Here is a 22,720-nt window from a genome sequence, read left to right as displayed (position 1 = left end):
CACGTCAGAAAACAGACCAAAACCCATAAAACAGCGGTCGAGGGTACGCGGAGAGTCCGCGCCCGGAAACGATCAGCTCGCGACACCGGCGATTCCGCCCCGCATCGCGCCCGGTCCACGGAGTGCCGGATCCGCGTAAGACGATTCTGCCCCGGACCGCGCGCCCGGCCCCGCGGAGTGCCGGATTCGCGTCAGACGATTCTGCCCCGGACCCCGCACCAGGCCCCGCGGAGCGCCGATTCGCGTCAGACGATGCCTTCGAGCATCGCGACCGCCTCGTCCGGCCCGGGCAGTGACTCCCATGCCGTCCGCAACGCCCGGGCCACCGCACGATGGCCGCCGTCGGCCAGCACCGCGGCGGCCGCGGTCGCGGCCTGCTCCGGCGTGACAGTCTCGGCGTCCAGCACCCGGCCGAGGCCGAGCGCCGCCACCCGCGCGCCGTTGTCCGGCTGGTCCGCGCCGAGCGGCGCGACCAGCATCGGCAGCCCGTGCGTGATCGCGCCGAGCACGCTGCCCGAGCCGCCGTGCGAGATCACCAGGTCGCAGCGGTGCAGCAGTTCGTCCTGCGGCACGAACCGCTCGATGCGCACATGCGGTGGCTGCGGCCCGAACACGGCCGGATCGATGTGCCGGCCGACCGTCATCACCAGGTCGGCGGGCAGCTCGCGCAGGCCCGTCAGCATCCGCTCGAACAGGTCGCCGGACTCCGCGTTGAACGCGGTGCCGAGCGTGAAGTAGATCAGCGGCCGTTCGTTGCGCTCCGCGGGCGCTGGCAGCGTCGCAGACGGCCGGATCGCGCGCGCGGTGGGCGGCAGCGGGAACGCGGGGTCGCGGAAGCCCGGCGGCGCCGGCTCCAGCATCAGGTGCCGCCCGAGCATGGCGAGCCCGTTGTCCGGCGGCAGGCCGAACTCCGCGCGCACCTCGTCGACCGCCTCCGCCGTGTAACCGTCCTGCAGGAACGAGCCGGCCACCAGCACCACCACGGTCGCGTGCGGAATGCCCAGCCGCTCGGCCGCGATCATCGCACCGACGTTCACCTCGTCGCAGACGATCAGATCCGGCCGCCACTCCCCGGCGACCTCCAGAAGCCGGGCCGCACGCTCCCGCCCCGACCCGCGAATGAACTGCTCGGTGATCTCCCGCCGCTCACGCGCCAGATCCAGCGGCGCCAGCGGCCCACGCACGGCCCCCGCCTCCACCGGCGTGTGCCCGGCCCCCGGCACTGTCGGCGTGTGCCCGGCCCCCGGCACTGTCGGCGCGTGCCCGGCCCCCGGCACTGTCGGCGCGTGCCCGGCCCTCGGCTGCGCCGGCGGGTGCGTGGTTCGCGGCTGCGCCGGTAGGTGCGGTTGACCGCCGGCCGGGAGCGCCTCGAAGCCGGCGTCGCGAATCACGCCGGCCATCCGCGGCCCGCCCAGCACCGCGACGGCGTGCCCGGCTGCCTGGACCGCGCGGGCGATCGGGACGAGCGGCAGGAAGTGCCCGTAGCCGCCGATGAACGAGAATAGGACACGCATCCGCGCATCCTATTATATGAGAGATGTATCCCGATCTCCGGGATCCCGGGTCTACCGTCGGGGCATGTACACGCACGGTCATCACGAGTCGGTACTGCGCTCTCACCGCTGGCGCACCGCCGAGAACTCGGCCACCCACCTGCTGCCCCACCTGCGCCCCGGCCAGTCACTGCTCGACATCGGCGCCGGCCCCGGCACGATCACCATGGACCTCGCCGCGCTGGTCGCACCGGGCCGCGTCACCGCCACCGAGATCAACGCGGACGCGCTCGCGCTCACCCGCGCCGAAGCCTCGGCGCGCGGCACGACCACCGTCGATTTCACCGTAGCCGATGTCCATGACCTCCCCTTCCCCGACGACAGCTTCGACGTGGTCCACGCACACCAGGTCCTCCAGCACGTGGCCGACCCGGTCCGCGCGCTCACCGAGATGCGCCGCGTCTGCCGCCCCGGCGGCCTGGTCGCCGCCCGCGACAGCGACTACGACCGCTTCGCCTGGCACCCCGCCGTCCCCGAGCTCGACGAGTGGCTCACGCTCTACCGCGCCACCGCCCGCGCCAACGGCGGCGAGCCCGACGCCGGCCGCCGCCTGCTCTCCTGGGCCCTCGCCGCCGGCTTCACCGACATCACCCCCGGCGCAGCCGTCTGGTGCTACGCCACCCCCGACGACCGCCGCTGGTGGGGCACGCTCTGGGCCGACCGCATCACCGAATCCGCCATGGCCCACCAGATCCTCACGGCCGGCACCGCCACCGAAGCCGACCTCCACCGCCTCGCCACCGGCTGGCGTCACTGGTCCGAGTCCCCGGACGGCTGGTTCGCCATCCTGCACGGCGAGATCCTCTGCCACGTGCGGTGACGCACACCGCCCGCCCCATCGGCCAGGGCGGCCGCCCGTGACCGACCGATGCCACTCAGCCTAGTCGATCATGCCTATCGCCTGGGCGAGAAACGGACCGGGCGCCGGACACCGCCGCGCCAGGCCCGCGAGACGACCAGGCCCCGTGGGACGACCAGGCCCGCGAGACGACCAGGCCCGCGTGACGAACTGGACGACCGCTATCCGATCTGCGTGCGTCCCGCCCGCCAGCAGTCCGCCGCGCCCAACGGTTTCGGCGAAAAGCATCGCTGCCGGCCGGGAAGCGTGGCCGCGCCACACCGTCCGGCCCCCGCTACGGCCACCCACATTGCGTGCGGCCCTCGAACGATCATTGAGTGATACCTGGGGTAGATCGACTTCGCTTGTTGACCTTCCCCAGGTATCACTCAATGATCCACTTCGGCTGGAGTCGTCCCGACCGATCGGCCGCTCTGGACGATATAACCGATATTTTCAGGCAAGGGGACACCCCTGCGGCGGGTGGCACCAGCACCGACGCTGCGCGAGGCGCGCAGCACTGATTCGAGTGTCCGCCATGTCGTGATTTCGGACGCGAACTGACCAGCCGCGCGAACTGACCAGCCGCGCGAACTGAGCGGTCTTGCGACCAGGGTCGCGGGAAGGAACGCCGGCACGGGGGTGCGGGGCGAGTCCGAGGAGCCTGCGCGGTAGGGGTTTCGACCTTCCAGGCAGGGACCGGCAGGGAGGCCGGCCAACGGCCGACCGGTGCCCGCGGGAGCACTGGGAATCGGCCACGCCGGAAGCGGAAAATCTGTATCTGGCTCTTTGGGTATGGGGAAGCCCGCCTCCCGCGAATCGGAGGCGGGCTTCGGAAAGGCTTTACAGCGCGACGGAGCCGTAGAGCGGGAACGGCGCGAGGAGCTCGGTGGCCTGCTTGGAGACGCGATCGGAGACGGCCCGGTCGAGGTGGAACTTGGCCTTGGAGCCGGCGTCCGGGGTGGTCTGGGACAGGACCGTGTGCATCAGCTCGGCGATCTGGTCCATCTCCGCGACGCCGAGGCCGCGCGTGGTCAGGGCCGGGGTGCCGACGCGGATGCCGGACGTGTACCACGCGCCGTTCGGGTCGTTCGGGATGCTGTTGCGGTTGGTGACGACGCCGGAGTCGAGCAGCGCCTGCTCGGCCTGGCGGCCGGTCACGCCGTACCTGTCGACGTCGATCAGCACGATGTGGTTGTCGGTGCCGCCGGAGACGACCGAGGCGCCGCGCTTGATCAGGCCCTCGGCCAGCGCCTGGCTGTTGGCCACGATGCGCTGGGCGTAGTCGGCGAACTCGGGGCGGCGGGCCTCGGCCAGCGCGACCGCCTTGGCGCCCATCACGTGCGCGAGCGGGCCGCCGAGCACCATCGGGCAGCCGCGGTCGACCTGGTCGGCCAGCTCGGGCTGGCACAGCACCATGCCGCCGCGCGGGCCGCGCAGGCTCTTGTGCGTGGTGGTGGTGACGATGTGCGCGTGCGGGATCGGGTCGAAGTCGCCGGTGAAGACCTTGCCCGCGACCAGCCCGGCGAAGTGCGCCATGTCCACCATGAACGTGGCGCCGACCTCGTCGGCGATCTCCCGCATAATGCGGAAATTCACCTTCCGGGGGTACGCCGAGTAGCCGCCGACGATGATGGCCGGCTTGAACTCCTTGGCGCTCTCCCGCAGGCCGTCGTAGTCGATCTGGCCGGTGGCCGGGTCGACGCCGTAGGACCGCTGGTCGAACATCTTGCCGGAGATGTTCGGCCGGAAGCCGTGGGTGAGGTGGCCGCCGGCGTCCAGCGACATGCCCATCAGGCGCTGGTTGCCGAACGCGGCGCGCATCTCGGCCCACTCGGCGTCGGTCAGGTCGTTGATCTGCCGCTTCTCGAACTTCTTCAACATCGGCTTCTCGACGCGGTCGCCGAGGATCGCCCAGTAGGCGACCAGGTTCGCGTCGATGCCGGAGTGCGGCTGGACGTAGGCGTGCGGCGCGCCGAACAGGGCCTTGGCGTGCTCGGCCGCGACGGACTCGACGGTGTCGACGTTCTGGCAGCCGGCGTAGAAGCGGCGCCCGATCGTGCCCTCCGCGTACTTGTCGGAGAACCAGTTGCCCATCGCCAGCAGCACGGCCGGGGAGGCGTAGTTCTCGGACGCGATCAGCTTCAGCGACTCGCGCTGGTCGGTCAGCTCGGACGCGATCGCGTCGGCCACGCGGGGCTCGACGGAGCGGATGACCTCGAGCGCGGCACGGAACGCGGTCGACTCCGCGTTCAGCTCAGCAGGCACGCCAGGATTCAACTCGGACATTGGACCTCCCTATCACAGGTGGAAGAGGCCCAGGCGCGCGGCAGACGCCCGATGCGGGCGGGACCGCTCCCCGATGGTTGATCCATCTGACAGCGCCAGTCACGGTCCGCCTCGGAGCATACCCGCTCGAAGCACGGGCGCGGCCAGGCTCGATGATGAATTCATGCGTGAGGTCACCATCAACACCGACATGATCCGGCTGGGTCAGTTCCTCAAGCTCGCGGACGTGATCGAGGCGGGCTCGGACGTGAAGTACCTTCTCAACACGGAGGACGTCACGGTCAACGGCGAGCCCGAGGACCGCCGCGGACGCCAGCTCTTCAAGGGCGACGTGGTGACGGTGGGTGACGACATCACGCTGGTCGTGGGCTAGTAGGTTCTCCCGCCATGGGCACCTACATCGGCAACGCCACGCTGTTCGCGACGGACGGCACCGCGCAGACCGTTCAGCACGCCAGCATCCGCACCCGGCGGGACGCGGACACCGGCGTCGTGACCTGGACCGGCACGGTCGATCTGAGCGACGGCGAGATCGCGGATCTGCTGCTGCCGTCCGGCGACGGCACGCTGCGGCTGCCGGACGGCACGGAGGCGGCCGTGCGGTTCTCCCCCGGCGGTGCGTTCACCGGCACCGCCACGGCCGGCTAGAACGAAGGAGCGCGCCGCCCGTTGCCGGCCGGCGCGCTCCTTCGTCAATGCGATCAGGCGGTGAAGTTCAGCTTCCGGCGGCGGGCCATGAAGAACAGGCCGGCGCCGAGGCCGAGCAGCAGAATCGCGCCACCGGCGATGGAACCGACGGCCACACCGGTCAGCGGCAGCTCCGGCTCGTCACCCGGCGTGTACGCGACCGGCGTGGTCGACGGCCCCGGGGTGCCCGGGGTCGCCGGCGGGGTGCTGACGCTCGGGCTCGGGCTCGGGGTGCCCTCGGTCGGCGGGGTGGGCTCGCCGGCGCAGTTCGCCGGTGCGGCCCAGACGACCTCGCCGTTCAGCACGTCCAGGTCACCCTCGACCTTGACGGTGAGGCCCTCGGAGCCCGGGAAGGACACCGGCTTGGTCTCGCCCGCCTTGACGGTGACGGTCTGCGCCGTACCCGTGTTGGGGGTGAAGACCGTGGTCAGGTCCTTGCCGTTGGCCGGGTTCTCGATCGTGAAGGTCAGGCCCTCACAGGTCTGCTGCACGGACGCCTTCGGCGTGCCGACCTCGGGGACCTGGCAGTCCTCCGGCTTGGTCCAGCCACCGCGGTAGATCTCCTTGCCGCGCGACGTGACCACGACGTTCTTGGCGTTCGCCGGGACCAGGTTGACCGTGACCGGCTCCTGGCGGGCCTTCAGCGTCTCCGTCTTGGAGAAGCCGCCGTCCGCGGTGATCGTGAACGTCTCGCTGAACGTGCTGCGGTTGATCAGCTTGACCGCGACGTTGCCCTCGCAGTCCGGCAGCGCCTCGACGGCCGGCTCGGCCTTGCAGGTGCCGCTTCCGCCGTTGTAGAACGCGGTCTTCGGCTGGCCCTTGGCCGGCTTCGACCGGTTGCCCGGTGCGGCGTTCTCGCCGACCTTGCGGCTGTTGTACCGGTCGCTGGTGTCCGTCAGCGGGTTGATGATCTGGTCACCGAAGACGAAGTCGACCTGAGTGAAGCACTCCGGCACCTCGACCTTGAACTCCAGCTTGCTCACCTTGAGCTCACCCGGCTTGGCCGGGACGAACTTCTGCACGGAGCTGTCGAGCACGTGCTGCGGGGTGGCGAACGTAGCCGACGGCGCGGTGTAGGAGACCAGCGCGAACGACTGCTCGGCGCAGAGCGGGCCGTTCAGCAGCTTGATGCTCGCGGTGCCGGCCGGGCCGTTGAACGAGTGCTCGTACCGGGCGGCCTCGGGCGAGACACACTTCTGGTGGTGGCCGCCGGGGGTGCCGGCGCTCGCCGGCGAGCCCAGCCCGGCCAGGCCGGACAGTCCGAGGAGGACACCGGCCGTGAGAGCGACGACGCGGTGGATGCGGGGGACGGATCTCATAGGTGCGACGCTCCAAAAGAGGGGAACGAACGAAACACGCCGATTCGCGGATCGGCGCGTCCCGGGTGATGCCGATTTCCGGTGGTGCTGCGCGGTCGAGCGGTGAACGTCACTCTCCGAAAGCGGTTAAGTACAAAGAGGACGGTCACGACGCAGAGTCACGCCTACTCCTACAAAGGAAATCCAGGGGGGCGGGGAATCATCCGGCAGTCTCCGCGACTGCGGCTTCCGCAACGCGGCCTGACGATAACCATTTCTCGGACATCAAAGAAATCTTTTAGGATGTGCTTAATCTCTTGATATCAGTCCGTGACCTTTGATCAACTCAGCGGTACCAGCCGGTCGCATGACGTGGTACCACTGGGCAAAATGTTCCAGCGAACGTCACTTCGCGAGGGTGGCCGCCGGGCGGCGCCACCCGCCGGGGAGTCGGGTAACATGACCATCCGCGCCCTCGTAGCTCAGGGGATAGAGCAACGGTTTCCTAAACCGTGTGTCGCAGGTTCGAATCCTGCCGGGGGCACCAGGTCACAGCCTTGATCCACTAGCTGATGATCTTCACGTGGCGCGATCCGTGGCACACGAGCCGTAGCGTCCGCGCCATGCCAGCCAAGAAGCGCGATCGCGGAAGCATCGAGACGCTGCCGTCCGGCTCACTCAGGGTGAAGGTGTACGCGGGCATCGACCCGATCACCAAGCGCCGGTACGACCTCACCGAGACGATCCCGCCGGGGCCACGCGCGGACCGCGAGGCACAGAAGGCGTTGACCAAGTTGCTGCGGCAGCTCGACGAGCAGCGCAACCCGCGGACCCGCGCGACGGTGAACCAGCTCGTCGACCGGTACCTCGAAGTGCTGCGGGTGGAGGGCACGACGCGGCCGACCTACGAGGGCTACATCAAGAACCACATCCGGCCGCTGCTCGGCGAGTTCCCGATCGCCCGGCTCGGCGGAGAGATCTTCGATTCGTTCTACGCGGAACTGCGGAAGTGCCGCGCGCACTGCCGCGGGCGGAAGTACGTCGAGCACCGGACCGACCGCGCTCACGCCTGCGACCACCGATGCGGGCCGCACGTCTGCCGGCCCCTCGCGGACTCCACCATCAAGCAGATCAACGGCATCCTGAGCGGCGCGTGCAGCCGCGCGGTCCGCTGGGGCTGGCTCGGCACGAACCCGATGGACCAGGCCGAGCGTCTGCCGGCCGGGCGGCCCGACCCACATCCGCCGACACCCGAGCAGGCCGCGCGGATCACGATGGAAGCGTGGGCCGATCCGGACTGGGGCATGTTCGTCTGGCTGGCGTTCGTCACCGGAGCGCGCCGCGGCGAACTGTGCGCGCTGACGTGGGACCGGATCGACTTCTCCACCGGCGTCCTAACGATCCGGAGCAGCATCGCGCAGCACGGCGCGAAGACCTGGGAGAAACACACCAAGACCCACCAACAGCGCAGGATCGTGCTCGACGATCAAACGCTCGCGCTGCTCCGCGCTTACCGCCGGCTGTGCGTCGAACGCGCTGCCGAACTCGGTACCGAACTGGTCGCGGACGCGCGGATCTTCTCCGGCTCGCCGGACGGCCGCACGTGGCTGAAGCCCGACACCGCGACGCAGCGCTTCGGGCGGATGGGCGCCCGGATCAGTCTGGACGTCAACCTCCACCAGCTACGCCACTACACGGCGACGGAGCTGATCGCTGCCGGCGTCGACGTGCGGACCGTCGCGGGCCGGCTGGGGCACGGCGGGGGTGGCACGACGACGCTCCGGGTCTACAGCGCGTGGCTGTCCGAGGCCGACCAGCGCGCGGCCGGCACGCTCGCCGGCCGCATGCCGGAACTACCCGCGGGGGTCGCGGTTGACGAACGACTCGCGTCGCCGGACCGGCCCGTCACCGAAGACTCCGCGCCGTACCACCGGATCGCCGCCGACCTCCGCGCCGCGGTCCGGTGCGGCGCGCTCCGGCCCGGCGACCCGCTCCCCGTCGTAACCGAACTTGCGGGCCGGTACGGCGTCGCGGCGAGCACAGCGCACCGGGCGGTGGCGCTGCTTGCCGAGGCCGACGAAGTGATCGTCCGCCGCGGCAAGCGCGCGATCGTCGCCGGCGCTCAGGGCTGAGCGTCGGCCCGTTCCGCCAAGGCCCTCAACTCGGGCGACGCGGACCGGCCCGCGATCAGTATCAGCTCACGGATCGCGTTCCGGGCCTCGACGTGGGTGTGGATGAGTTCCGGCGCAAGGCTTTCCGCGTCGAGCAGGTAGGCAAGTGCCTCGCCGCTCTGGCGCCGCTGCGCATAGGCCCGGCCCAGGTCCATCGCGAGCCGCGCGCGTCGCTCCACGGACAGATCGTCCGAGGTGATCCCCTGCCCGATGTCGATCGCCTCGCCGGCGTCGCCCAGCTCGACGGCGATCGAGACCGCTTGGATCTGGGTGTTGGTCGGACCGAACTCCAGGTTGAAGTCGTTGCGATCCTCCCCGAGCCGAGCCGCGACCTCCCCCGCTTTCTTGATCTCCTCACGAGCACCGGTGCGGTTGCCGGAGCGCGCGTAGACCAGTGCGAGCGCGAGATGCATCGAGCCGAGTATCGACAGCGCTTCCGGGCGCGCGGTGGCGTCGCTGATGTGCTGCCGGAGCGCGCTCACCGCAGTCGCCGCCGCGTGCTCGCCCTGATCGAGGTGCTTGAGACGGACGAACGCCTGCACCAGCCGGAAGATGCTGGCGAAGACGTGCAGCGCCTCACCGGACCGTTCCGCTGAGCTGATCGCGCGATCAGCGGCGAGCCATGCCGCGTCCGGCTCGTCCTGGCGCACGAATGCGGCTGAGAGCGCCTGATAGGTGCGGCTGAGCAAAAGCCAAACGTCGCTCTGCTCGCTTTCCGGCGCGGTACGGGCGGCCCTTTCCAAACGGGGAACCAGCGGGCCGATGACAGTGCTCAGATCCGCGTATCGGCTCGCGTGCGTGAGGTCCCAGACGTTTTCCACCGCCGCCCTCAGGTCATCGATATTAATGGCCTGAGGGCTGCTCGGGGGCGAGAGGAGAACGTCGGGTGCCGGGTGGCCGGAGATGACCAACCGCGCCTGATCCAGGTCGTTGGCGATCTCGTCGTCCGCCTCGCTCTCACTGGCAGACGCCACGGAAGGCACGTCCGGACGGAGGTTCTGTAGCGAGACGCCCAAGCCGTCCGCGAGCCGGCGCAGCACGTCGAGCCGGTTGACGGGCTGCACGCCCCGCTCGACCTGGGAAAGCCAACTGGAGGTCCGGCCGATCGCGGCGGCAAGCTCCTCCTGCGTCATTCCCCGTTGCTTTCGCAATCCGGCGATCTGCGCGCCGAACTCCCGGCGTTCCTCCGGAATCACGGGCGCATCGGCCCCTTTCCGCTCTGCGCTTCGAGAAACGTCACGCTGACTCCGCTGAGGTACTGCTCGCGCTCCTTCAGGAAATGCATCGTGTGCGCCTGCTGCTCGTGGAAGTCGAAGCCGCCGCGGTCCGCGTACAGCTCGTAGAAGACCCGGACCAACGGCTCGTCCGCGACGGTATGGACCACGTACGCCAGCGTGTCCGGCTCCAGCCGCTCAATCTCCGGCGTGGTGCGGGCCACCAACGCGTCGAAGGCGTCCGCCGCCGCCTGGTCGCGAAGTTCGAACCGGACGACCAACCCAAAACCCCTGCTCATGCTGCCTCCCTCGGTGTCTGCGACCAGCTTCCCAGACCCGCAACTTCACTGCCAGTCGCAGATTTTCTTGACTCGCAGAAAAACTGTGGCTAACTTCAAAGAAGCACTGCGAGTCATGCCACTGCTGACAGTCATGCAGCTTGTGGCGGCTCGTGACCTGCCCAAATACGGGAGGAACGAGAGTGGACCAGCGCTTCTACACGGTCGCCGAGGCGGCCCACCTGCTCCGGCTCTCCGAGCCGACGCTCTACCGGGCGATCAGGAACGGCGAGTTCCCGGCGGTCAAGATCCGCGGTCGGTACACCGTGCCGGCCAAGGCCATCGACCAGGCCGAGACCGACGCGATGACCAGCGCGCCGGACGACGACCCCAACGACGACCGCCTCCGGAGCGTGGCGTGATGACGAGCCGCCACAGGGTGCCGCTGCGACACGTTCGCAGTCTCTTTCCGGCCAACCACCCGCTGACCTCGGTGGCCGCGCGCATCTGCCGGCACAGCCCCGACCCGTGCGGCCCGTGCTGGGAGCGCGCGATCCGCGACGACGAGCGCGTGGTCGTGGAGTTCGAGCTGCCCCGCGAGATCGAGCCGGACCGGTTCTACGTGGACGAGATCGCGGTGGAGCGTGCGTGCCGCGGCGAGCGCGTGACCCTCACCCGCGCCGAGCGACGCGCCGCCGTCGCGGCGCTGCACGACCGCGGCGTCACCCCGACCCGGATCGGCCGGCTGCTCTACATGAACGACCAGCAGGTCCGATCCGCGCTGAACGCCATCTCCCAGCCCAAGCCGCAGCTGCGGGCGGTGGCCTGATGGACGACTTCACCCTTCCCTGCCCGGTCGCCGACGAGTGCGACGCGTGCGGTGGTGACGTCGAGCTGGATGTCTACGAGGCGGACACGCAGGTCGGTGTGGTCTGCATGACGCTGTGCGGCGCCTGCTTCGACGCGGGCCGAACCCCGCGGCTGAGCTGCCCTGGTGCGGTCAAGCGGGCGCTGCGTCACCGCGGGCACCTGGTCGACGCCGGCATGGCGCTGCCGGAGGTGGCCTGATGGGTTCCCTCGACACCCTCTCCGCGCTGCTCAGCGACTTCCTGACCGATCACCGTGACGGCGTGATCGTCGGTGCGCTGGCCGTGTCGATGCTGTCGCTGATGCTGGCCGGGCTGATCGTGCGGCGGCTCATCAAAAGCGACCGGGCGGACCGGGCGCTGACCATCGTGTCGGTCATCGTCGGCTACGGCTGGTCGGCCGAGGCGATGTGGGAGATCGCGACCGAGGTGCTGCATCTGCCGGGCCTGTTCGTGGTGCTGGCGTTCTTCGTGTTCGAGGCGATGCTCGGCACGTCGATGCTGCGCGCGGAGAAGCACCAGCGACAGCACGGGCACCCCGGCCGGCACGGCCGGTCCGCGTGGACGATCGCGATCGTCATGGGCGTGATCGCCGCGTCCGCGGGCGGCTCGCTGGTGGAGGTCGTGCTGCGGTTCGCGCTGCCGCTGCTGGTCACCAAGCAATGGTGGGACGGCCTGCCCGCGGCCGAGGACGGGAAGGCGCCGGACGCCACGACGTGGCGGTGGACCCCACGGCGTCTGCTGCTCGCGGTCGGGGCGATCGAGCCGGGCGCCCGCGACACCGAGACCGTGGACCGCGAGCGCCGTATCCGGCAGATGACCGACCTGGAGCACCGCCGCCAGCACGGCTGGTCGAAAGCGGCCGGCCGCCGGGCAGCGAAGCTCGACCGGCTCACGCTCGGCGCGGACGACGACATGATCACCGAGGTCCGCCGCCGCCTCGCCCGGACCGGCTGGTACGGACGACCGGGCGAGCCCGCCGAGCTGCTGTCCGCCCGCGCCGCCGCGGCGCAGGCCCGGACAGAAGCGGACGCAGCACGCGAGGCCGAGGCCGCCGCAGTGGCGTGGGCCGAAAGCGCCGCACAGCTCGCGGAGGCCGAGTCCGCTCGGCGCGTCCAGGCGGTGGCCGAGGCGGACGCGATGCGGACGGAAGCGGACGCGCAGAGCGCAGCACGTGCCAAGGCCGAGGTACTCGCGACGCAGTACGCCGACGCCGCACGCCGGGCCGGCCGGGATCGCGAGGCCGCGGAGGCACGGGCCGCAGCGCAGGTCCGCGAGGCACGTGACCGAATCGCCGGGTACGAGCACAGCGCGCAGCGCACCGCTGAGGACGCGCAGCGTGCGGGCAGTCAAGCCCGCGACGCGATCGACCGGCTCGCCGAGGCACAGCGGCTTGCGCAGGACGCGGCCACGGCTCGGTTCGCGGCCGAGGAGGTCGCGCGGCAGGCCAAGGCCGAGGCGGACACGCTGCGCTGGCAGCTCGCCCAGGCCCAGCACCAGGCCGCGACGGTCGAGGCGGACAAGACCCCGGCGAAGGACCGCCCCGCGGGCCGGTCGCTCGCGGCGGTGCCGTCCGGTGCTGTCCCGCTCCCGCCGGGTGTGAGCGTCCCGGACATCGACGGCGTTGCCGTGGCGACCGCGCGGCGGATCGTGGCCGCGTTCTACGCCAGCCCCGACGCCGCCCGGACCGAGATCGCCCGCGCCGCCGGCACCTCGGACCGCACGGTCCGCCGGGTCCTGTCCGCCCTGCCGAACAACGGCCGGCCCGCGCTGGCCGAGACCGCATGAACACCACGGTGGGCGGCAGCGTCGCCGCTCGCGCACCACACGGTCCCGGAGCGTGGCCTTCCCTGGCTCGCAACCTGTACGGCCACGCTCCGGCCCTCCCGATCCGATCCAGCCGAAACGGCCGATCTGAGGAGACCAACATCGTGTCAAACCCGCTCGTGGCGCCTCGCATCGCCACCGTCCCCCGCGCACGCCGACTGCCGCTGCCGCTGTTCTGGCGCCGACCGCTCCCGCTGACCCGTCACGCCGAGCCCGGCACCCTGCCCAACGGCGTGGACACCACGCTCTGCCTGCACTGCCTCCGGTTGTTCCCGGTCGGCGCGATCGACGTCCACATCCAGCGCCACCGCGCGATCCCGGTCCGTGGCCGCTTCTTCCTGCGGCGGCGCCGGGTGCTGTCCCTGACCGAGATGCAGGCCCTCACCCGAAAGGAGTCCTGACCATGGCGTACGACGTGTTGCAGCCCTCACAGTGGCGGGTGATCGACTTCCTGTTCCGGAACCTGAACCAGCGGGTGAGCCCGAGCCTGAAGCGGCTGATGAAGGACCAGGACGTCGAGCGGCCCGAGATCGTCGACCTGGTGGACCGAGGTCTGGTCGAGGCCCGGTTCGGCGGTGAGCCGTGCGTGCTGATCGGACCGGTGAAGCGTGCTCCGGAGCACCAGGTACGGATCAAGCTGTCCCGGGCCGGTTTCCACCGCGCACACCGCGACCCGCTCCACCTGGTCCTCGCCCCGCTCGGCGGGGGAGCGACAGGGATGGAGATGTCCCTGCGGGAGCTGACGACCTGGCCGCGGGACGGGGTCACCGTCCCGGATCTGCTGACCATCCACGCGGCGGGCCTCATCGAGGTGCGGACCGGTGCCGGGTCGGTGATCGACCCGGAGCTGTTGGAGCGGGCGGTCCGCACCTACACCTGCTGCCCCGGATGCGGCGAGATCGCGATCAAGAAGCGGCCCGCGAACAGCAACTGGCTGCAGACCTGGACCGCGGCCGGCAACGAGCCGCCGGACTGGTCGCACGTGGATGGCGAGCCGCTGTGCACGGAGATGGGCGATGGCGGATATCGGCCGGGCGAGGGGACGCAGGTCCCGCCCGCGTCGTGGCTCTCGCTTCCGGGCGCGCGGATCACCACACGCGGTCGTACCTACATCTCGAACAAGCTCTGACCTGCGAAAGGAGACTGATCATGGCTGATCGACTGTTCAACTTCGACCAGATCCGCGACGACGAGGAACTGATCATGATGCTGGAGAACATCCGGCAGACCGGGATCGCCGGGCATGACGAGCTGGACGAGCTGTCCGGGCTGGTGAAGGCGAAGATCGTCCGGTACGCGAAGCGGAACGGTGTCGGCGGGATGCGCGCCCGGTTCTGGGGCAAGGTCGTCTCGCTGCCGATCTCCCGGTCCGCCGACGCGATGCTGGCAGTGGCCGGGTACGCGAAGGTCTGCAAGAACCGGTTCGAGGCGTTCGTGGTCGCGCTCGACGACGAGAACGCTGGCCGGTCGGACTTCGAGATCCGCCAGCGTCGCCGCCCGAGCCCTAACGGCCGGCAGGCCGCCTGATGGGACGCCGTACCTACTCCCTCAACGTCGCCCGCGGGGCCGCGTCGGAGATGCAGAACAACGTGTGGGCGTACGTGGTCCCGCCGGTGGCCGCGGTGGCGAACCTGATCCTGTCGGGTGTGCTGTCGCTGGTCTGGGGCGCCTACGCCGAGGCCGACACGTGGCAGACCGCGTGGCGGTCCGGGCTGATCCTGGCCTGCGCCGCGGCGATCGTGGCCACGACGTGGGCGGTCGGCCGGGCGCGCAAGATTGAGCTGCGGTTCGCGTCGCTGCTGATGTCGTCCGGCTCGTGCGTGGGCCTGTTCGTGCTGACGTTCCGCGGCTGGACGCGGGACTCGGTGATGGTCTACCTGATCGTCATGGCGTGCGCGTCCGTGCTGCTGGCTCTGACGAAGCTGATGCGCGGCAACGGCGACGACGCCCGGACGGGCCTGTTCGGTGAACTCGGTGAGCGGGTCAAGGAACTCCAGGACATCGGCGCCACCGGCCGGTCGAAGGCGATCGACGGCCGGGTGGTCACCCCGATCACGATGGTCGCCGGCGGGGACTTCGACACCCTCGCCAAGCCCGAAGTCCGCCGCTCGATCGCGTCCGCGCTGAACGTGCCCGCGGGCGGGGTCCGCATGGTCGGCGACCGCAACTCCGTGCGGACCGGCCAGATGGAGGTCTCCCCCGTGGACACGCTGGAGAACCCGCCCGCATGGCCGGGCCTGTCCGCTCCTGGCGGGTCGATCGCCGACCCGATCCGGCTCGCGGTCTACCAGACCGGCAAGCCGCTGCCGCTGCTGCTGCCCGGCGACCCCGGCGAGGGCCGCAACGCGGTCGGCGTGCTGATCCTGCTCGGCCAGTCCGGGTCCGGCAAGACGGAGTTCCAACTGTTCCTCGCGGCCGAGGCCCGCTCGCGCCGGGACGCCGAGGTCGTCTACATCGACGCCCGCAAGGGCAAGCAGCTCCCGGCCGCGTTCCGCAACAGCATGCACCTCATGATCACCGACACCGATGAGGCGGAGGAGTACCTCGCCGGGCTGATCCCGGACGTCAGCCGCCGCGCGGATCAGATGGGCGCGCACGGTCACGAGCAGTGGACCGCCGGGTGCCCGCGCTGCCCGAAGTTCAAGGTCGTCATCGTCGATGAGGCGTCGAAGTTCATCATCGAGGCCGAAGAAGACCTGGTGGAGCTCGCGGAGTCGATCCGCTCGGTGGGCATCTTCATGCTGCTCGGCGTCCAGCGCGCCACCGGGGACCGCATGCCGACCTCGGTGCGGTCGACCACCGGCGGCGCGATCTGCATGGGCGTCAAGGACGCCGCCGAGGGCGCCCGGGTGCTGTCGGAGGAGACGATCGCCGCGGGCGCGGACCCGGGCTGGAAGAACAGCAAGCCCGGTGCCCTGTACGCAGAGATCCCCGGCACCGATCCCGACGACTGGTCGCTTCCGGCGCGCACGTTCAAGCCGGACCGGGACGCGGTGATCGGTGAGCTGGTCGCCTACCTGACCTCGATCGGCGAGTACGTCACGGCAGCCGGCGAGCCGGAGGCGTCGCATGACGCCGGCGCGCCCGCGGTGCCGGTCCCAGCCGGCGAGCCCGGCGAGGTCGTCGACGACGATGACGATCCGGAGTGCCCGCCGCTGCCGATCGACCCGGAGTGCGAGCCGGACCCCGACCCGCGCACGCCGCTGACCGTGCCGAACCGACGCCGGATCGACCTGTCGATCGAGCCGGAGACCGACCAGCGGTTCAGCCCGTCGCAGATCCGCGAAATCATGCGGCAGGCCATCGTCCAGCACCGCGACGCCGGCGTCCGACAGATCAAGCCGTCGTCGTTCGCTCAGGTCGTCGAAGTCGTCGGCGAGGAAGGCCTCCGGCCGCCGACGATCACGAAGATCCTCGGTGAGTTCTGCGAGCCGGCCCGCGGACCGCTGCTGCGCAGGGCCGCCGACCGCGGCGTCTACGTCATCCTCGACGACCCCGCGGCACAGCCCGCCCTCGTCGGCGCGGCTACGTAGCGTCACCCGGGTCCGCGCGTGTTCACGCGCTTCACGCACTTCACGCGCGGACCCGGAAACGCCCTCCAACGCGCGCGTGCGCGTACGCGCGACCCCCGTGAAGTCCGTGAAACGTGAAGTCCGTGAAGTCCGTGAACATCACCGGAGAGTGAGCACCCCATGAACTGGATCCGGCAAGCCCGCCGCGGCGCCGCCGACGAGTTCGGGCGCCGCATGTGGCGCTGGTTCCTCGCCGCCGAGATCACCAAGCGGCTCGTCTTCCCCGTCACGATGATCGCCCTCCTCACCGTCGCACTGTGGCTCGCAGTGCGGTTCTCCGCCGTCTGGCTGCCCCGCCTCGCCACCCTCGCCCTCGCCACCGCCGCGCTCACCGCGGCCGGCTGGGTGCTCTACATCGGCACTACCATCCACCGCCGGCGGCGCTGGCGGCCCGCACCGCACCCGGCCGTCCCGGTCGTGCTCGGGCTGCTGAGCGTCGGCATGGGCATCCTGTACTGGCTGCGGGTGGCCTGAAATGACGGCCGGAGAGGTGCCGATCGGGCTGGAGGTCTGGCTCATCGGCACCACCACCGAGCTTGACGCAGCGCTCGCTGCGTTGCAGAGCACCGGCAGGCTGCTCTACCGCTCACCGCGGCGACGGATGGACGACGCGCAGCGCAACGGACGGCACCGCCTCTACGTACGGCTCAGCATCGCCGTCACCGCCACGGCCGGCCCGCGCCGCGATCGGCAGGCACCGGCGGAGAGCGCGACGCTGCTCGACCTGGATGCGGCGCGGCAGAAGCGGGGTGCGTGATGTCCCGCATCCGCGCGGCCTTCCACGACCCGGACGGCGCCCGGTACGGCCTTCCGACGTTTTGGTGGCGTGGCGCTCCCGACGGCTACGCCACCACCCGGCAGCTCCGCGCCCGCGGGCTTCGCCCCGGCGGTCAACCCGTTGCGGCACAGGTGATGTGGGCCGGCATCGGCGGGACGCGGGTGGCGTACCTGTACCGGATCGACCTGGCCCGGCCGAAGCGCACCGCGACACCGGCTCAGCGGCGCGCGATCCGGGCCGCGCTACGCGCCCGCCGCACCTGCATCACGTGCGGGACCACGTGCAGCTACTACATCCCGCGGTCGCTCGGCGAGTGCCTGACCTGCGCCGATCTCTGACCATCCTCCGCTCTACCTCTGATCATGGGAGGTCTTCCCAATGTCCGACATGCTCGCCGCCGCGCTGGCCGCGGCCGACCGTGGCTGGCCGGTGTTCATGCTCGGCCGGTCCAAACGGCCCGTGGCGAACTGCCCGGCCTGCCCGAAAGCCGCCGTCGACCCGCACCACGACCGGGAAGCCTGCCCGTGCCTGACCTGTCACGGCTTCTACGCCGCGACCCGCGACCCGCAGCGCATCGCCGCGATCCTCACCGCGGTCCCTCGCGGGCAGCTCGCGGTCCGCACCGGTGCGGCGTCCGGGCTGGTCGTCATCGACGTGGACCCCGCACACGACGGCATGGACACCCTGCTGGGACTGATCGAGGCCGGGCTGACCCCGCCGACCGCGCGGGTCGTCACCGGGTCCGGCGGGCTGCACCTGTACTACGCCCACCCCGGCCGGTCGATCCCGAACAGCCAATCGGCGCTCGGGCCGGGTATCGACGTGCGTGGTGACGGCGGGTATGCCGTGCTCCCGCCCTCGATCCACCAGCGCACCGGGCGCCCGTACCGGTGGGCTGGCGACGGGCGCGCGGTGGAGGAGATGGCCCCCGCGCTGGTCACCGCCTGCGTACCGGCGCCCGTCTCCCACCCGCGTCCGGCCGCAACCGGCCCGGTGACCGGGATCAGCGCGGGGGCCATCTCCTACCCCGATCGACTGCTTGCCGTACTCCTCGATCGCGTCCGGACCGCCGCGAAAGGCCGCCACCGGGTCACTCTCTACGGCGCCGCCCGCGGCGTGGCCCGCATGGTCACCGCCGGATGCATGACCACCACCCACGCCGTGCAGGTACTCACCGACGTGGGCCACGAGGTCGACCAGACCGACCGGGAGATCCGCGAAGCGATCTCCGGTGCCTTCCGTGCCGAGGGGGTCGCGCTGTGACCGCCGATCTCGATCTGTCGCTTCTCGCCGCGGTGGGACACGACACGAGCCGTCGCGTCTGCAGCACCGTGTCGACACACGACGCGTCGCGGATGGCCGCGCCCGACGCGTCGCGCTCGCAGGCGAACACGACACCTGCACACCCCCGGCGGGCCGCTGCATGAACGTCCCGATCGAGCCCCGCCGGCATGAATCCATGCCGAAGATCTCCCAGCACGCATGGCACGGCCCACTCGGCGACGCCGCGGCCCGCATCGCACCCGTCACCGAAGCCGACCCCGTCGCGATCCTCGCCACGTGCCTGTCGCTGTTCGGCGCGATGCTCGGCGACGGCCCGCATGTACGCGTCGGCGGTGCCAAGCACACCTCCCGGATCTGGCCCCTGATCATCGGCAAGACCGGCAGCGGCCGCAAGGGCACGTCGTGGCATGAGGCGCGGAACATCGCCGCGACCTGGGGCACCTACTCCGGCACCTACCTCACCGAGCAGATCGTCTCCGGGCTCGCCTCCGGCGAGGGACTTATCGGCGCGCTGGTCGGCGAGGAAAGCGAGGAACTCCGCACGATCCCGACCAGCGAACTCACGATCGTTGAGAGCGAGTTCGCCCGCGTGCTGACCGCCGCGAAGCGTGAGGGCTCGACGCTCGGGCCGGTGCTGCGGCAGCTCTGGGACGAAGGGTCCGCGGCCACCCTCACCAAGCAGGCCGTCCGGGTCGACGGCGCGCACCCCGCCGTGATCGCGCACGTCACCCCGCGGGAGCTGCGCCTCCGGCTCGCCGAGTCAGACCTCGCCGGCGGCACCGTGAACCGGTTCCTGCCGATCCTCAGCGAACGCCCGCACCTGATCGCCCACGAACCGGCCCGACCCGACCTCACCGACCTCGGTGCCACCGTCGAAGCCCGAATCCGTGCCGCGCGCAACCTCGCCAGCATCACCCGCGAACCCGCGACCGACGCGCTGTGGAGCGAGGCATACGCGGCCCTCGCCGAAGACGAGCCGGACGGGCCGCTCGGCGCCGTGCTCGCCCGCGGCCCCGCGTACGTGATGCGGCTCGCGCTCATCTACGCCCTCGCCGACGGCAGCGCGAGCATCGCGGCCGAACATCTCCTCTCCGCGCTCGCGATCTGGGACTACGCCTCACAGACCGCACGAATCCTGTTCGCCGACACCGTCGCCAAGACCAACGTCGACAAGCTCGCCGACTTCATCCGCACCGCCCCCACCGGACGCACCCGCACCGAGATCACCACCAAGTGCTTCAGCGGCAACATGCCCGGCGTCCAGCTCGACACCCTCGTGGCCGAACTCGTTGACGCCGGCCTTGTCGAGATGGTCGCCAACAAGCCGGCCCGCGGAAAGCCGACCACCGTCTGCCGCTGGACCGGCCCCACCGCGCCAGCTTCCGGTCTGCACACGCTGCTCAGCTCACGAACTTACGAAGTTACGAACTTGGGGGCCTGAGCAGTGCAAACACCCCCGACGAAGCTACGAAGTTACGAACTTGCTCCGACCTCAGAACAGCCGACCACACGGAGCAAGTTCGTAAGTTCGTTAGCTCGTGCTGCGCGAAACCGCAGGTCAAGGCAGCAACTTCGTAAGTTCGTGGCTGCCCGGACATGCCCCGCGCCCCCGTGCGTCTCGGAAGTGGCCCGCTCAGCGGCACGGAGACGGTTCGACGCATCCCCTCACACCAGACACGGGGAGATCTTGGTCCTGCGTCGCTCTCAGCGGGCCACTCAGCCGGTTGCCACCACGCGCAACGCCTCAACCCACGCTCGATCTCGTCCGCGGCCGTAGCGGCACTCTGCATGCGGCTCAAGGCGGTAGACGCGCCCCCTGGGGGGACCGCCCGCTTCAAGCTCTGCTCGGTTACCTTCGGTGACTGCGGAGACGAGAGCGGTGGTGTGTTACCTGGGCATCGCGTGGTGCCGTTCGTGGTGCGAACTGTGGTCGCCAGGTGACTTCAATGACTCTAGTGACGAAGAAATGAGAGGCCTGACCAGCAAAGACACTGGAGGACGGACTGCCGCGCCCCTTCCTAAACCGTGTGTCGCAGGTTCGAATCCTGCCGGGGGCACCGAACGGATATACGACGCTGGCTGCGGTCGGCCGGTGGGCGTTGGCGGCGGAAGTTCCAGCCCTGGCGCGTCTGCCAAGATGATCTCGACGTCGGCGACGCGGTCCTCTGGGTAGTAGCGGACCTGGACGTCGAACGCTTCGTATAAGGGGTGGAGGTCTTCGGGCGGTCGACCGACGAGGGTGTCTGCCAGCTCGGGGAGTCGGTTCAGCGCTGCCGTGATGTCGTCGAGGTCGGGTGGCGCGGCTGATAGCTCGGCCTCGGCCTGGTTGGCCTCAGCTTGCCGGCGGGTGATCATGTCTTCGAGTTCGCCGATGCGGGTGGCGATGTGGCGTCTGGCGGCAGGCGTGATGTCGTCGGCTTCCAGGTTGAGTACCTGGCGTTGGAATCGCCTGTTGAGGTCAGCGATCTCGGTGTTGATCTCGGCCAGCCGAGTGGCTGCCGGGGCGCGGCCGTTGTTCCGGTCGTCCTCGGCGGCGTCGAAGCACTCGCGCCAGTAGTTGAGGCGGTCCTCGCCGAAGATCGCGCAGGTCAGCCACGTGATGATGGCCTGGTGGAGCGGTTCCTCTGCCAGGTAGATGGTGGGCGGGTGCTCGGCGGGGATGCTGGTCGAGCGTGTCTTGCCGGGGTAGCAGAAGTAGTAGCGACGGCCGGACTGGCGGCGGATGTTGCCGGTCATACGGAGGCCGCAGATGCCGCAGCGCAGCCGGCCTCGGTAGAGGTAGTCGGCGCGGGGCTTATGTCGGCGGGCCTGTTCTTCGCCGCTCACCGCTGGGCGGCGGGAGCCTTCGTTGGCCGCCGCCCGAGCGGCCACGGCGTGGTACTCGTCTTTGCTCACGATCGGTTCGTGTGTTGGCTCGGGTGACCAGATCCACTCGGCGGGCGGGTTGGCGCGGTTTCCGGCGCTCTTACGGCCGCGCCGGTTCCACACCATGTAGCCGGTGTACTTGGGGTTGCGCAGGATCTCCCACACGCTGGAGATCGACCACTTGCCGAGAGCGCGCCTGGGGTCTGGCGGCGTCGGGGCGGGGAACAAGTCAGGGCTGGCGTTGAGCCGGTCGCGGATCTGCTGAAGTCCCAGCCCGCTGTAGAGGTACAGGTCGTAGATGTAGCGGACCACAGTGCTGCGGACGTCATCCGGGATCAGGCGGGTCTTGGTCTTGCCCTGCTCGCGGCGGGCCGGCACCGGGTGCGGGATCTTCTCGGCCTTGTAGCCGTACGGTGGTCGGCCGATGTTGAAACCCTGCTCGGTGTGTTCCTTGAAGCCGTCCCAGGACTTCTCCATCGCTTCGAGGGCATACCACTCGGCGACACCTTGCTTGACCCGGCGCGTCAAGATCGCGGTGGCGCGCTTGCGCCCGGCGTGCATGGGCTCGTCGGCGGCGACGAGCAGCACGCCGACCCGCTCCAGCTCGTGCTCGATCTTGGTGCCGTAGTAGGTGCGTCGCGCGACGCGGTCGATCGATTCGCAGATGACGCCGTCGAACCGGCGGCCCGGCCGATTCGCTTCCGCGAGCAGGTCCTGGATGCCGCCGTCGCGCGGAATGGGGATGTCGAACTGCTCGTGAGCGTGGCCGAGCCCACGGCGATCGAGATCCATCCGACCGGACTCGACATCGTAGAAGTGGGCGACGATCATCGCGCCCGGCGGAAGAGCAACGGTGGCGTTGCCCAACTGCCGAGGCAGAGACAGTGTGGGGTCTTGGAGATCGTCTGTGGATGTACGACCCAGCCACGCCCATCGAGTGATCTCGCTTTGCCTCATCACTGACGCTCCCCGACGGGTTCAGCGAGTCCACGCCGCGTGCACCGCTCCTCGCGCCTTGTGATGTCGATGTCTCGCACCGCCATCCCCCTCCATCTGAGAGCATGGTTCGGGCCAGCAGGTAGCCCCGCGGACCCGAACCATTCACCGGTTGGTCGTACCGTCTGGGGCTGTCGGCGATGCGCCTGGCAGCGTCGCCAGCAGGGCGCGCACTGCGCGTCCCTGTGCGGCAGCAACAGCGCG

At 70.2% G+C, this 22,720-nt stretch carries 23 protein-coding genes, 1 tRNA gene and 1 riboswitch; of the genes, 18 read left to right on the top strand and 6 right to left on the bottom strand.

The window, feature by feature from the left end; all coding sequences use genetic code 11:
- Positions 1-245: 245 nt before the first annotated feature.
- Positions 246-1,514, bottom strand: a complete 1,269-nt coding sequence (locus J2S43_RS37600; protein ID WP_306837380.1) for a glycosyltransferase — start codon at positions 1,512-1,514, stop codon at positions 246-248.
- Between the two features lie 64 nt (positions 1,515-1,578).
- Between J2S43_RS37600 and J2S43_RS37595 the strand changes: the two genes are divergently transcribed.
- The gene (locus J2S43_RS37595; protein ID WP_306837378.1) at positions 1,579-2,373 is read left to right on the top strand and encodes a methyltransferase domain-containing protein; all 795 of its coding nucleotides are present in this window, start codon (positions 1,579-1,581) and stop codon (positions 2,371-2,373) included.
- A gap of 861 nt (positions 2,374-3,234) precedes the next feature.
- Here J2S43_RS37595 and J2S43_RS37590 read toward each other — a convergent pair.
- On the bottom strand, positions 3,235-4,680 hold the full coding sequence (locus J2S43_RS37590; protein WP_306837375.1) for a glycine hydroxymethyltransferase: 1,446 nt from the start codon (positions 4,678-4,680) through the stop codon (positions 3,235-3,237).
- Positions 4,681-4,700: 20 nt separating this feature from the next.
- A riboswitch (ZMP/ZTP riboswitch) is annotated at positions 4,701-4,793 on the bottom strand.
- A 50-nt stretch (positions 4,794-4,843) separates the two neighbouring features.
- Between J2S43_RS37590 and J2S43_RS37585 the strand changes: the two genes are divergently transcribed.
- Positions 4,844-5,053, top strand: a complete 210-nt coding sequence (locus tag J2S43_RS37585; RefSeq protein ID WP_306837373.1) for an RNA-binding S4 domain-containing protein — start codon at positions 4,844-4,846, stop codon at positions 5,051-5,053.
- A gap of 14 nt (positions 5,054-5,067) precedes the next feature.
- Positions 5,068-5,328 (top strand): hypothetical protein, encoded by a 261-nt coding sequence (locus J2S43_RS37580; protein WP_306837371.1) that lies wholly within the window; start codon positions 5,068-5,070, stop codon positions 5,326-5,328.
- A gap of 53 nt (positions 5,329-5,381) precedes the next feature.
- Here the strand turns inward: J2S43_RS37580 and J2S43_RS37575 are convergent, their stop codons facing one another.
- Complete coding sequence (locus tag J2S43_RS37575) at positions 5,382-6,686, bottom strand: hypothetical protein (RefSeq protein ID WP_306837370.1); 1,305 nt, start codon at positions 6,684-6,686, stop codon at positions 5,382-5,384.
- Between the two features lie 450 nt (positions 6,687-7,136).
- Between J2S43_RS37575 and J2S43_RS37570 the strand changes: the two genes are divergently transcribed.
- Together J2S43_RS37570 and J2S43_RS37565 are read left to right on the top strand one after the other, a co-directional pair.
- A tRNA-Arg gene (locus J2S43_RS37570) sits at positions 7,137-7,212 on the top strand.
- Between the two features lie 76 nt (positions 7,213-7,288).
- Positions 7,289-8,797: a site-specific integrase gene (locus J2S43_RS37565; protein ID WP_306837367.1), complete on the top strand. Its 1,509-nt coding sequence runs from the start codon at positions 7,289-7,291 to the stop codon at positions 8,795-8,797.
- Here J2S43_RS37565 and J2S43_RS37560 read toward each other — a convergent pair.
- The gene (locus J2S43_RS37560; RefSeq protein WP_306837365.1) at positions 8,788-10,032 is read right to left on the bottom strand and encodes a helix-turn-helix domain-containing protein; all 1,245 of its coding nucleotides are present in this window, start codon (positions 10,030-10,032) and stop codon (positions 8,788-8,790) included. The genes J2S43_RS37565 and J2S43_RS37560 overlap by 10 nt on opposite strands.
- Positions 10,029-10,349 (bottom strand): putative quinol monooxygenase, encoded by a 321-nt coding sequence (locus J2S43_RS37555; RefSeq protein WP_306837363.1) that lies wholly within the window; start codon positions 10,347-10,349, stop codon positions 10,029-10,031. The genes J2S43_RS37560 and J2S43_RS37555 overlap by 4 nt, the downstream gene beginning before the upstream one ends.
- A 182-nt stretch (positions 10,350-10,531) precedes the next feature.
- Here J2S43_RS37555 and J2S43_RS37550 point away from each other — a divergent pair, with 182 nt between their 5' ends.
- The 13 genes from J2S43_RS37550 to J2S43_RS37490 all read left to right on the top strand — a co-directional run bounded on the left by J2S43_RS37550 (position 10,532) and on the right by J2S43_RS37490 (position 20,096).
- Positions 10,532-10,750, top strand: coding sequence for a helix-turn-helix domain-containing protein (locus tag J2S43_RS37550; RefSeq protein ID WP_306837362.1), 219 nt, complete (start codon positions 10,532-10,534; stop codon positions 10,748-10,750).
- Positions 10,750-11,157 carry a hypothetical protein gene (locus J2S43_RS37545; protein WP_306837360.1) on the top strand — a complete coding sequence of 136 codons (408 nt, stop codon included), beginning with the start codon at positions 10,750-10,752 and terminating at the stop codon, positions 11,155-11,157. Before J2S43_RS37550 ends, J2S43_RS37545 begins: the two co-directional genes overlap by 1 nt.
- Complete coding sequence (locus J2S43_RS37540) at positions 11,157-11,396, top strand: hypothetical protein (protein ID WP_306837357.1); 240 nt, start codon at positions 11,157-11,159, stop codon at positions 11,394-11,396. The genes J2S43_RS37545 and J2S43_RS37540 overlap by 1 nt, the downstream gene beginning before the upstream one ends.
- A complete protein-coding gene (locus J2S43_RS37535; RefSeq protein WP_306837355.1) occupies positions 11,396-12,982 on the top strand; it encodes a cell envelope integrity TolA family protein in 1,587 nt (528 codons plus the stop codon). Before J2S43_RS37540 ends, J2S43_RS37535 begins: the two co-directional genes overlap by 1 nt.
- 143 nt (positions 12,983-13,125) lie before the next feature.
- Positions 13,126-13,422, top strand: a complete 297-nt coding sequence (locus tag J2S43_RS37530) for a hypothetical protein (protein WP_306837353.1) — start codon at positions 13,126-13,128, stop codon at positions 13,420-13,422.
- Between the two features lie 2 nt (positions 13,423-13,424).
- A complete protein-coding gene (locus J2S43_RS37525; protein WP_306837352.1) occupies positions 13,425-14,150 on the top strand; it encodes a hypothetical protein in 726 nt (241 codons plus the stop codon).
- Positions 14,151-14,170: 20 nt separating this feature from the next.
- Positions 14,171-14,548 (top strand): hypothetical protein, encoded by a 378-nt coding sequence (locus J2S43_RS37520; protein WP_306837350.1) that lies wholly within the window; start codon positions 14,171-14,173, stop codon positions 14,546-14,548.
- A complete protein-coding gene (locus tag J2S43_RS37515; protein ID WP_306837348.1) occupies positions 14,548-16,554 on the top strand; it encodes an ABC transporter permease family protein in 2,007 nt (668 codons plus the stop codon). Before J2S43_RS37520 ends, J2S43_RS37515 begins: the two co-directional genes overlap by 1 nt.
- 159 nt (positions 16,555-16,713) lie before the next feature.
- The gene (locus tag J2S43_RS37510; RefSeq protein WP_306837346.1) at positions 16,714-17,067 is read left to right on the top strand and encodes a hypothetical protein; all 354 of its coding nucleotides are present in this window, start codon (positions 16,714-16,716) and stop codon (positions 17,065-17,067) included.
- A 1-nt stretch (position 17,068) separates the two neighbouring features.
- The gene (locus J2S43_RS37505; protein ID WP_306837344.1) at positions 17,069-17,350 is read left to right on the top strand and encodes a hypothetical protein; all 282 of its coding nucleotides are present in this window, start codon (positions 17,069-17,071) and stop codon (positions 17,348-17,350) included.
- Complete coding sequence (locus tag J2S43_RS37500; protein ID WP_306837342.1) at positions 17,350-17,709, top strand: RRQRL motif-containing zinc-binding protein; 360 nt, start codon at positions 17,350-17,352, stop codon at positions 17,707-17,709. Before J2S43_RS37505 ends, J2S43_RS37500 begins: the two co-directional genes overlap by 1 nt.
- A 40-nt stretch (positions 17,710-17,749) precedes the next feature.
- Positions 17,750-18,634, top strand: a complete 885-nt coding sequence (locus J2S43_RS37495; protein ID WP_306837339.1) for a bifunctional DNA primase/polymerase — start codon at positions 17,750-17,752, stop codon at positions 18,632-18,634.
- Between the two features lie 196 nt (positions 18,635-18,830).
- Entirely contained in the window at positions 18,831-20,096 is a 1,266-nt protein-coding gene (locus tag J2S43_RS37490) for a DUF3987 domain-containing protein (protein ID WP_306837337.1), read from the top strand.
- 446 nt (positions 20,097-20,542) lie between these two features.
- Here the strand turns inward: J2S43_RS37490 and J2S43_RS37485 are convergent, their stop codons facing one another.
- Positions 20,543-22,387 (bottom strand): recombinase family protein, encoded by a 1,845-nt coding sequence (locus tag J2S43_RS37485; protein WP_306837335.1) that lies wholly within the window; start codon positions 22,385-22,387, stop codon positions 20,543-20,545.
- Positions 22,388-22,720 lie beyond the last annotated feature (333 nt).

This window comes from Catenuloplanes nepalensis (assembly GCF_030811575.1).
In the GTDB taxonomy this organism is placed as follows: domain Bacteria; phylum Actinomycetota; class Actinomycetes; order Mycobacteriales; family Micromonosporaceae; genus Catenuloplanes; species Catenuloplanes nepalensis.
Note: the sequence above shows the minus strand (reverse complement) of the source record. Positions and strands in the feature narration are given on the sequence as shown.

Excerpts from the sequence above, each read along its gene's own strand:
- J2S43_RS37600 (WP_306837380.1), bottom strand. The coding sequence starts at position 1,514 with ATGCGTGTCCTATTCTCGTTCATCGGCGGCTACGGGCACTTCCTGCCG.
- J2S43_RS37595 (WP_306837378.1), top strand. The coding sequence starts at position 1,579 with ATGTACACGCACGGTCATCACGAGTCGGTACTGCGCTCTCACCGCTGG.
- J2S43_RS37590 (WP_306837375.1), bottom strand. The coding sequence starts at position 4,680 with ATGTCCGAGTTGAATCCTGGCGTGCCTGCTGAGCTGAACGCGGAGTCG.
- J2S43_RS37585 (WP_306837373.1), top strand. The coding sequence starts at position 4,844 with ATGCGTGAGGTCACCATCAACACCGACATGATCCGGCTGGGTCAGTTC.
- J2S43_RS37580 (WP_306837371.1), top strand. The coding sequence starts at position 5,068 with ATGGGCACCTACATCGGCAACGCCACGCTGTTCGCGACGGACGGCACC.
- J2S43_RS37575 (WP_306837370.1), bottom strand. The coding sequence starts at position 6,686 with ATGAGATCCGTCCCCCGCATCCACCGCGTCGTCGCTCTCACGGCCGGT.
- J2S43_RS37565 (WP_306837367.1), top strand. The coding sequence starts at position 7,289 with ATGCCAGCCAAGAAGCGCGATCGCGGAAGCATCGAGACGCTGCCGTCC.
- J2S43_RS37555 (WP_306837363.1), bottom strand. The coding sequence starts at position 10,349 with ATGAGCAGGGGTTTTGGGTTGGTCGTCCGGTTCGAACTTCGCGACCAG.
- J2S43_RS37545 (WP_306837360.1), top strand. The coding sequence starts at position 10,750 with ATGACGAGCCGCCACAGGGTGCCGCTGCGACACGTTCGCAGTCTCTTT.
- J2S43_RS37540 (WP_306837357.1), top strand. The coding sequence starts at position 11,157 with ATGGACGACTTCACCCTTCCCTGCCCGGTCGCCGACGAGTGCGACGCG.
- J2S43_RS37535 (WP_306837355.1), top strand. The coding sequence starts at position 11,396 with ATGGGTTCCCTCGACACCCTCTCCGCGCTGCTCAGCGACTTCCTGACC.
- J2S43_RS37525 (WP_306837352.1), top strand. The coding sequence starts at position 13,425 with ATGGCGTACGACGTGTTGCAGCCCTCACAGTGGCGGGTGATCGACTTC.
- J2S43_RS37520 (WP_306837350.1), top strand. The coding sequence starts at position 14,171 with ATGGCTGATCGACTGTTCAACTTCGACCAGATCCGCGACGACGAGGAA.
- J2S43_RS37515 (WP_306837348.1), top strand. The coding sequence starts at position 14,548 with ATGGGACGCCGTACCTACTCCCTCAACGTCGCCCGCGGGGCCGCGTCG.
- J2S43_RS37510 (WP_306837346.1), top strand. The coding sequence starts at position 16,714 with ATGAACTGGATCCGGCAAGCCCGCCGCGGCGCCGCCGACGAGTTCGGG.
- J2S43_RS37505 (WP_306837344.1), top strand. The coding sequence starts at position 17,069 with ATGACGGCCGGAGAGGTGCCGATCGGGCTGGAGGTCTGGCTCATCGGC.
- J2S43_RS37500 (WP_306837342.1), top strand. The coding sequence starts at position 17,350 with ATGTCCCGCATCCGCGCGGCCTTCCACGACCCGGACGGCGCCCGGTAC.
- J2S43_RS37495 (WP_306837339.1), top strand. The coding sequence starts at position 17,750 with ATGTCCGACATGCTCGCCGCCGCGCTGGCCGCGGCCGACCGTGGCTGG.
- J2S43_RS37490 (WP_306837337.1), top strand. The coding sequence starts at position 18,831 with ATGCCGAAGATCTCCCAGCACGCATGGCACGGCCCACTCGGCGACGCC.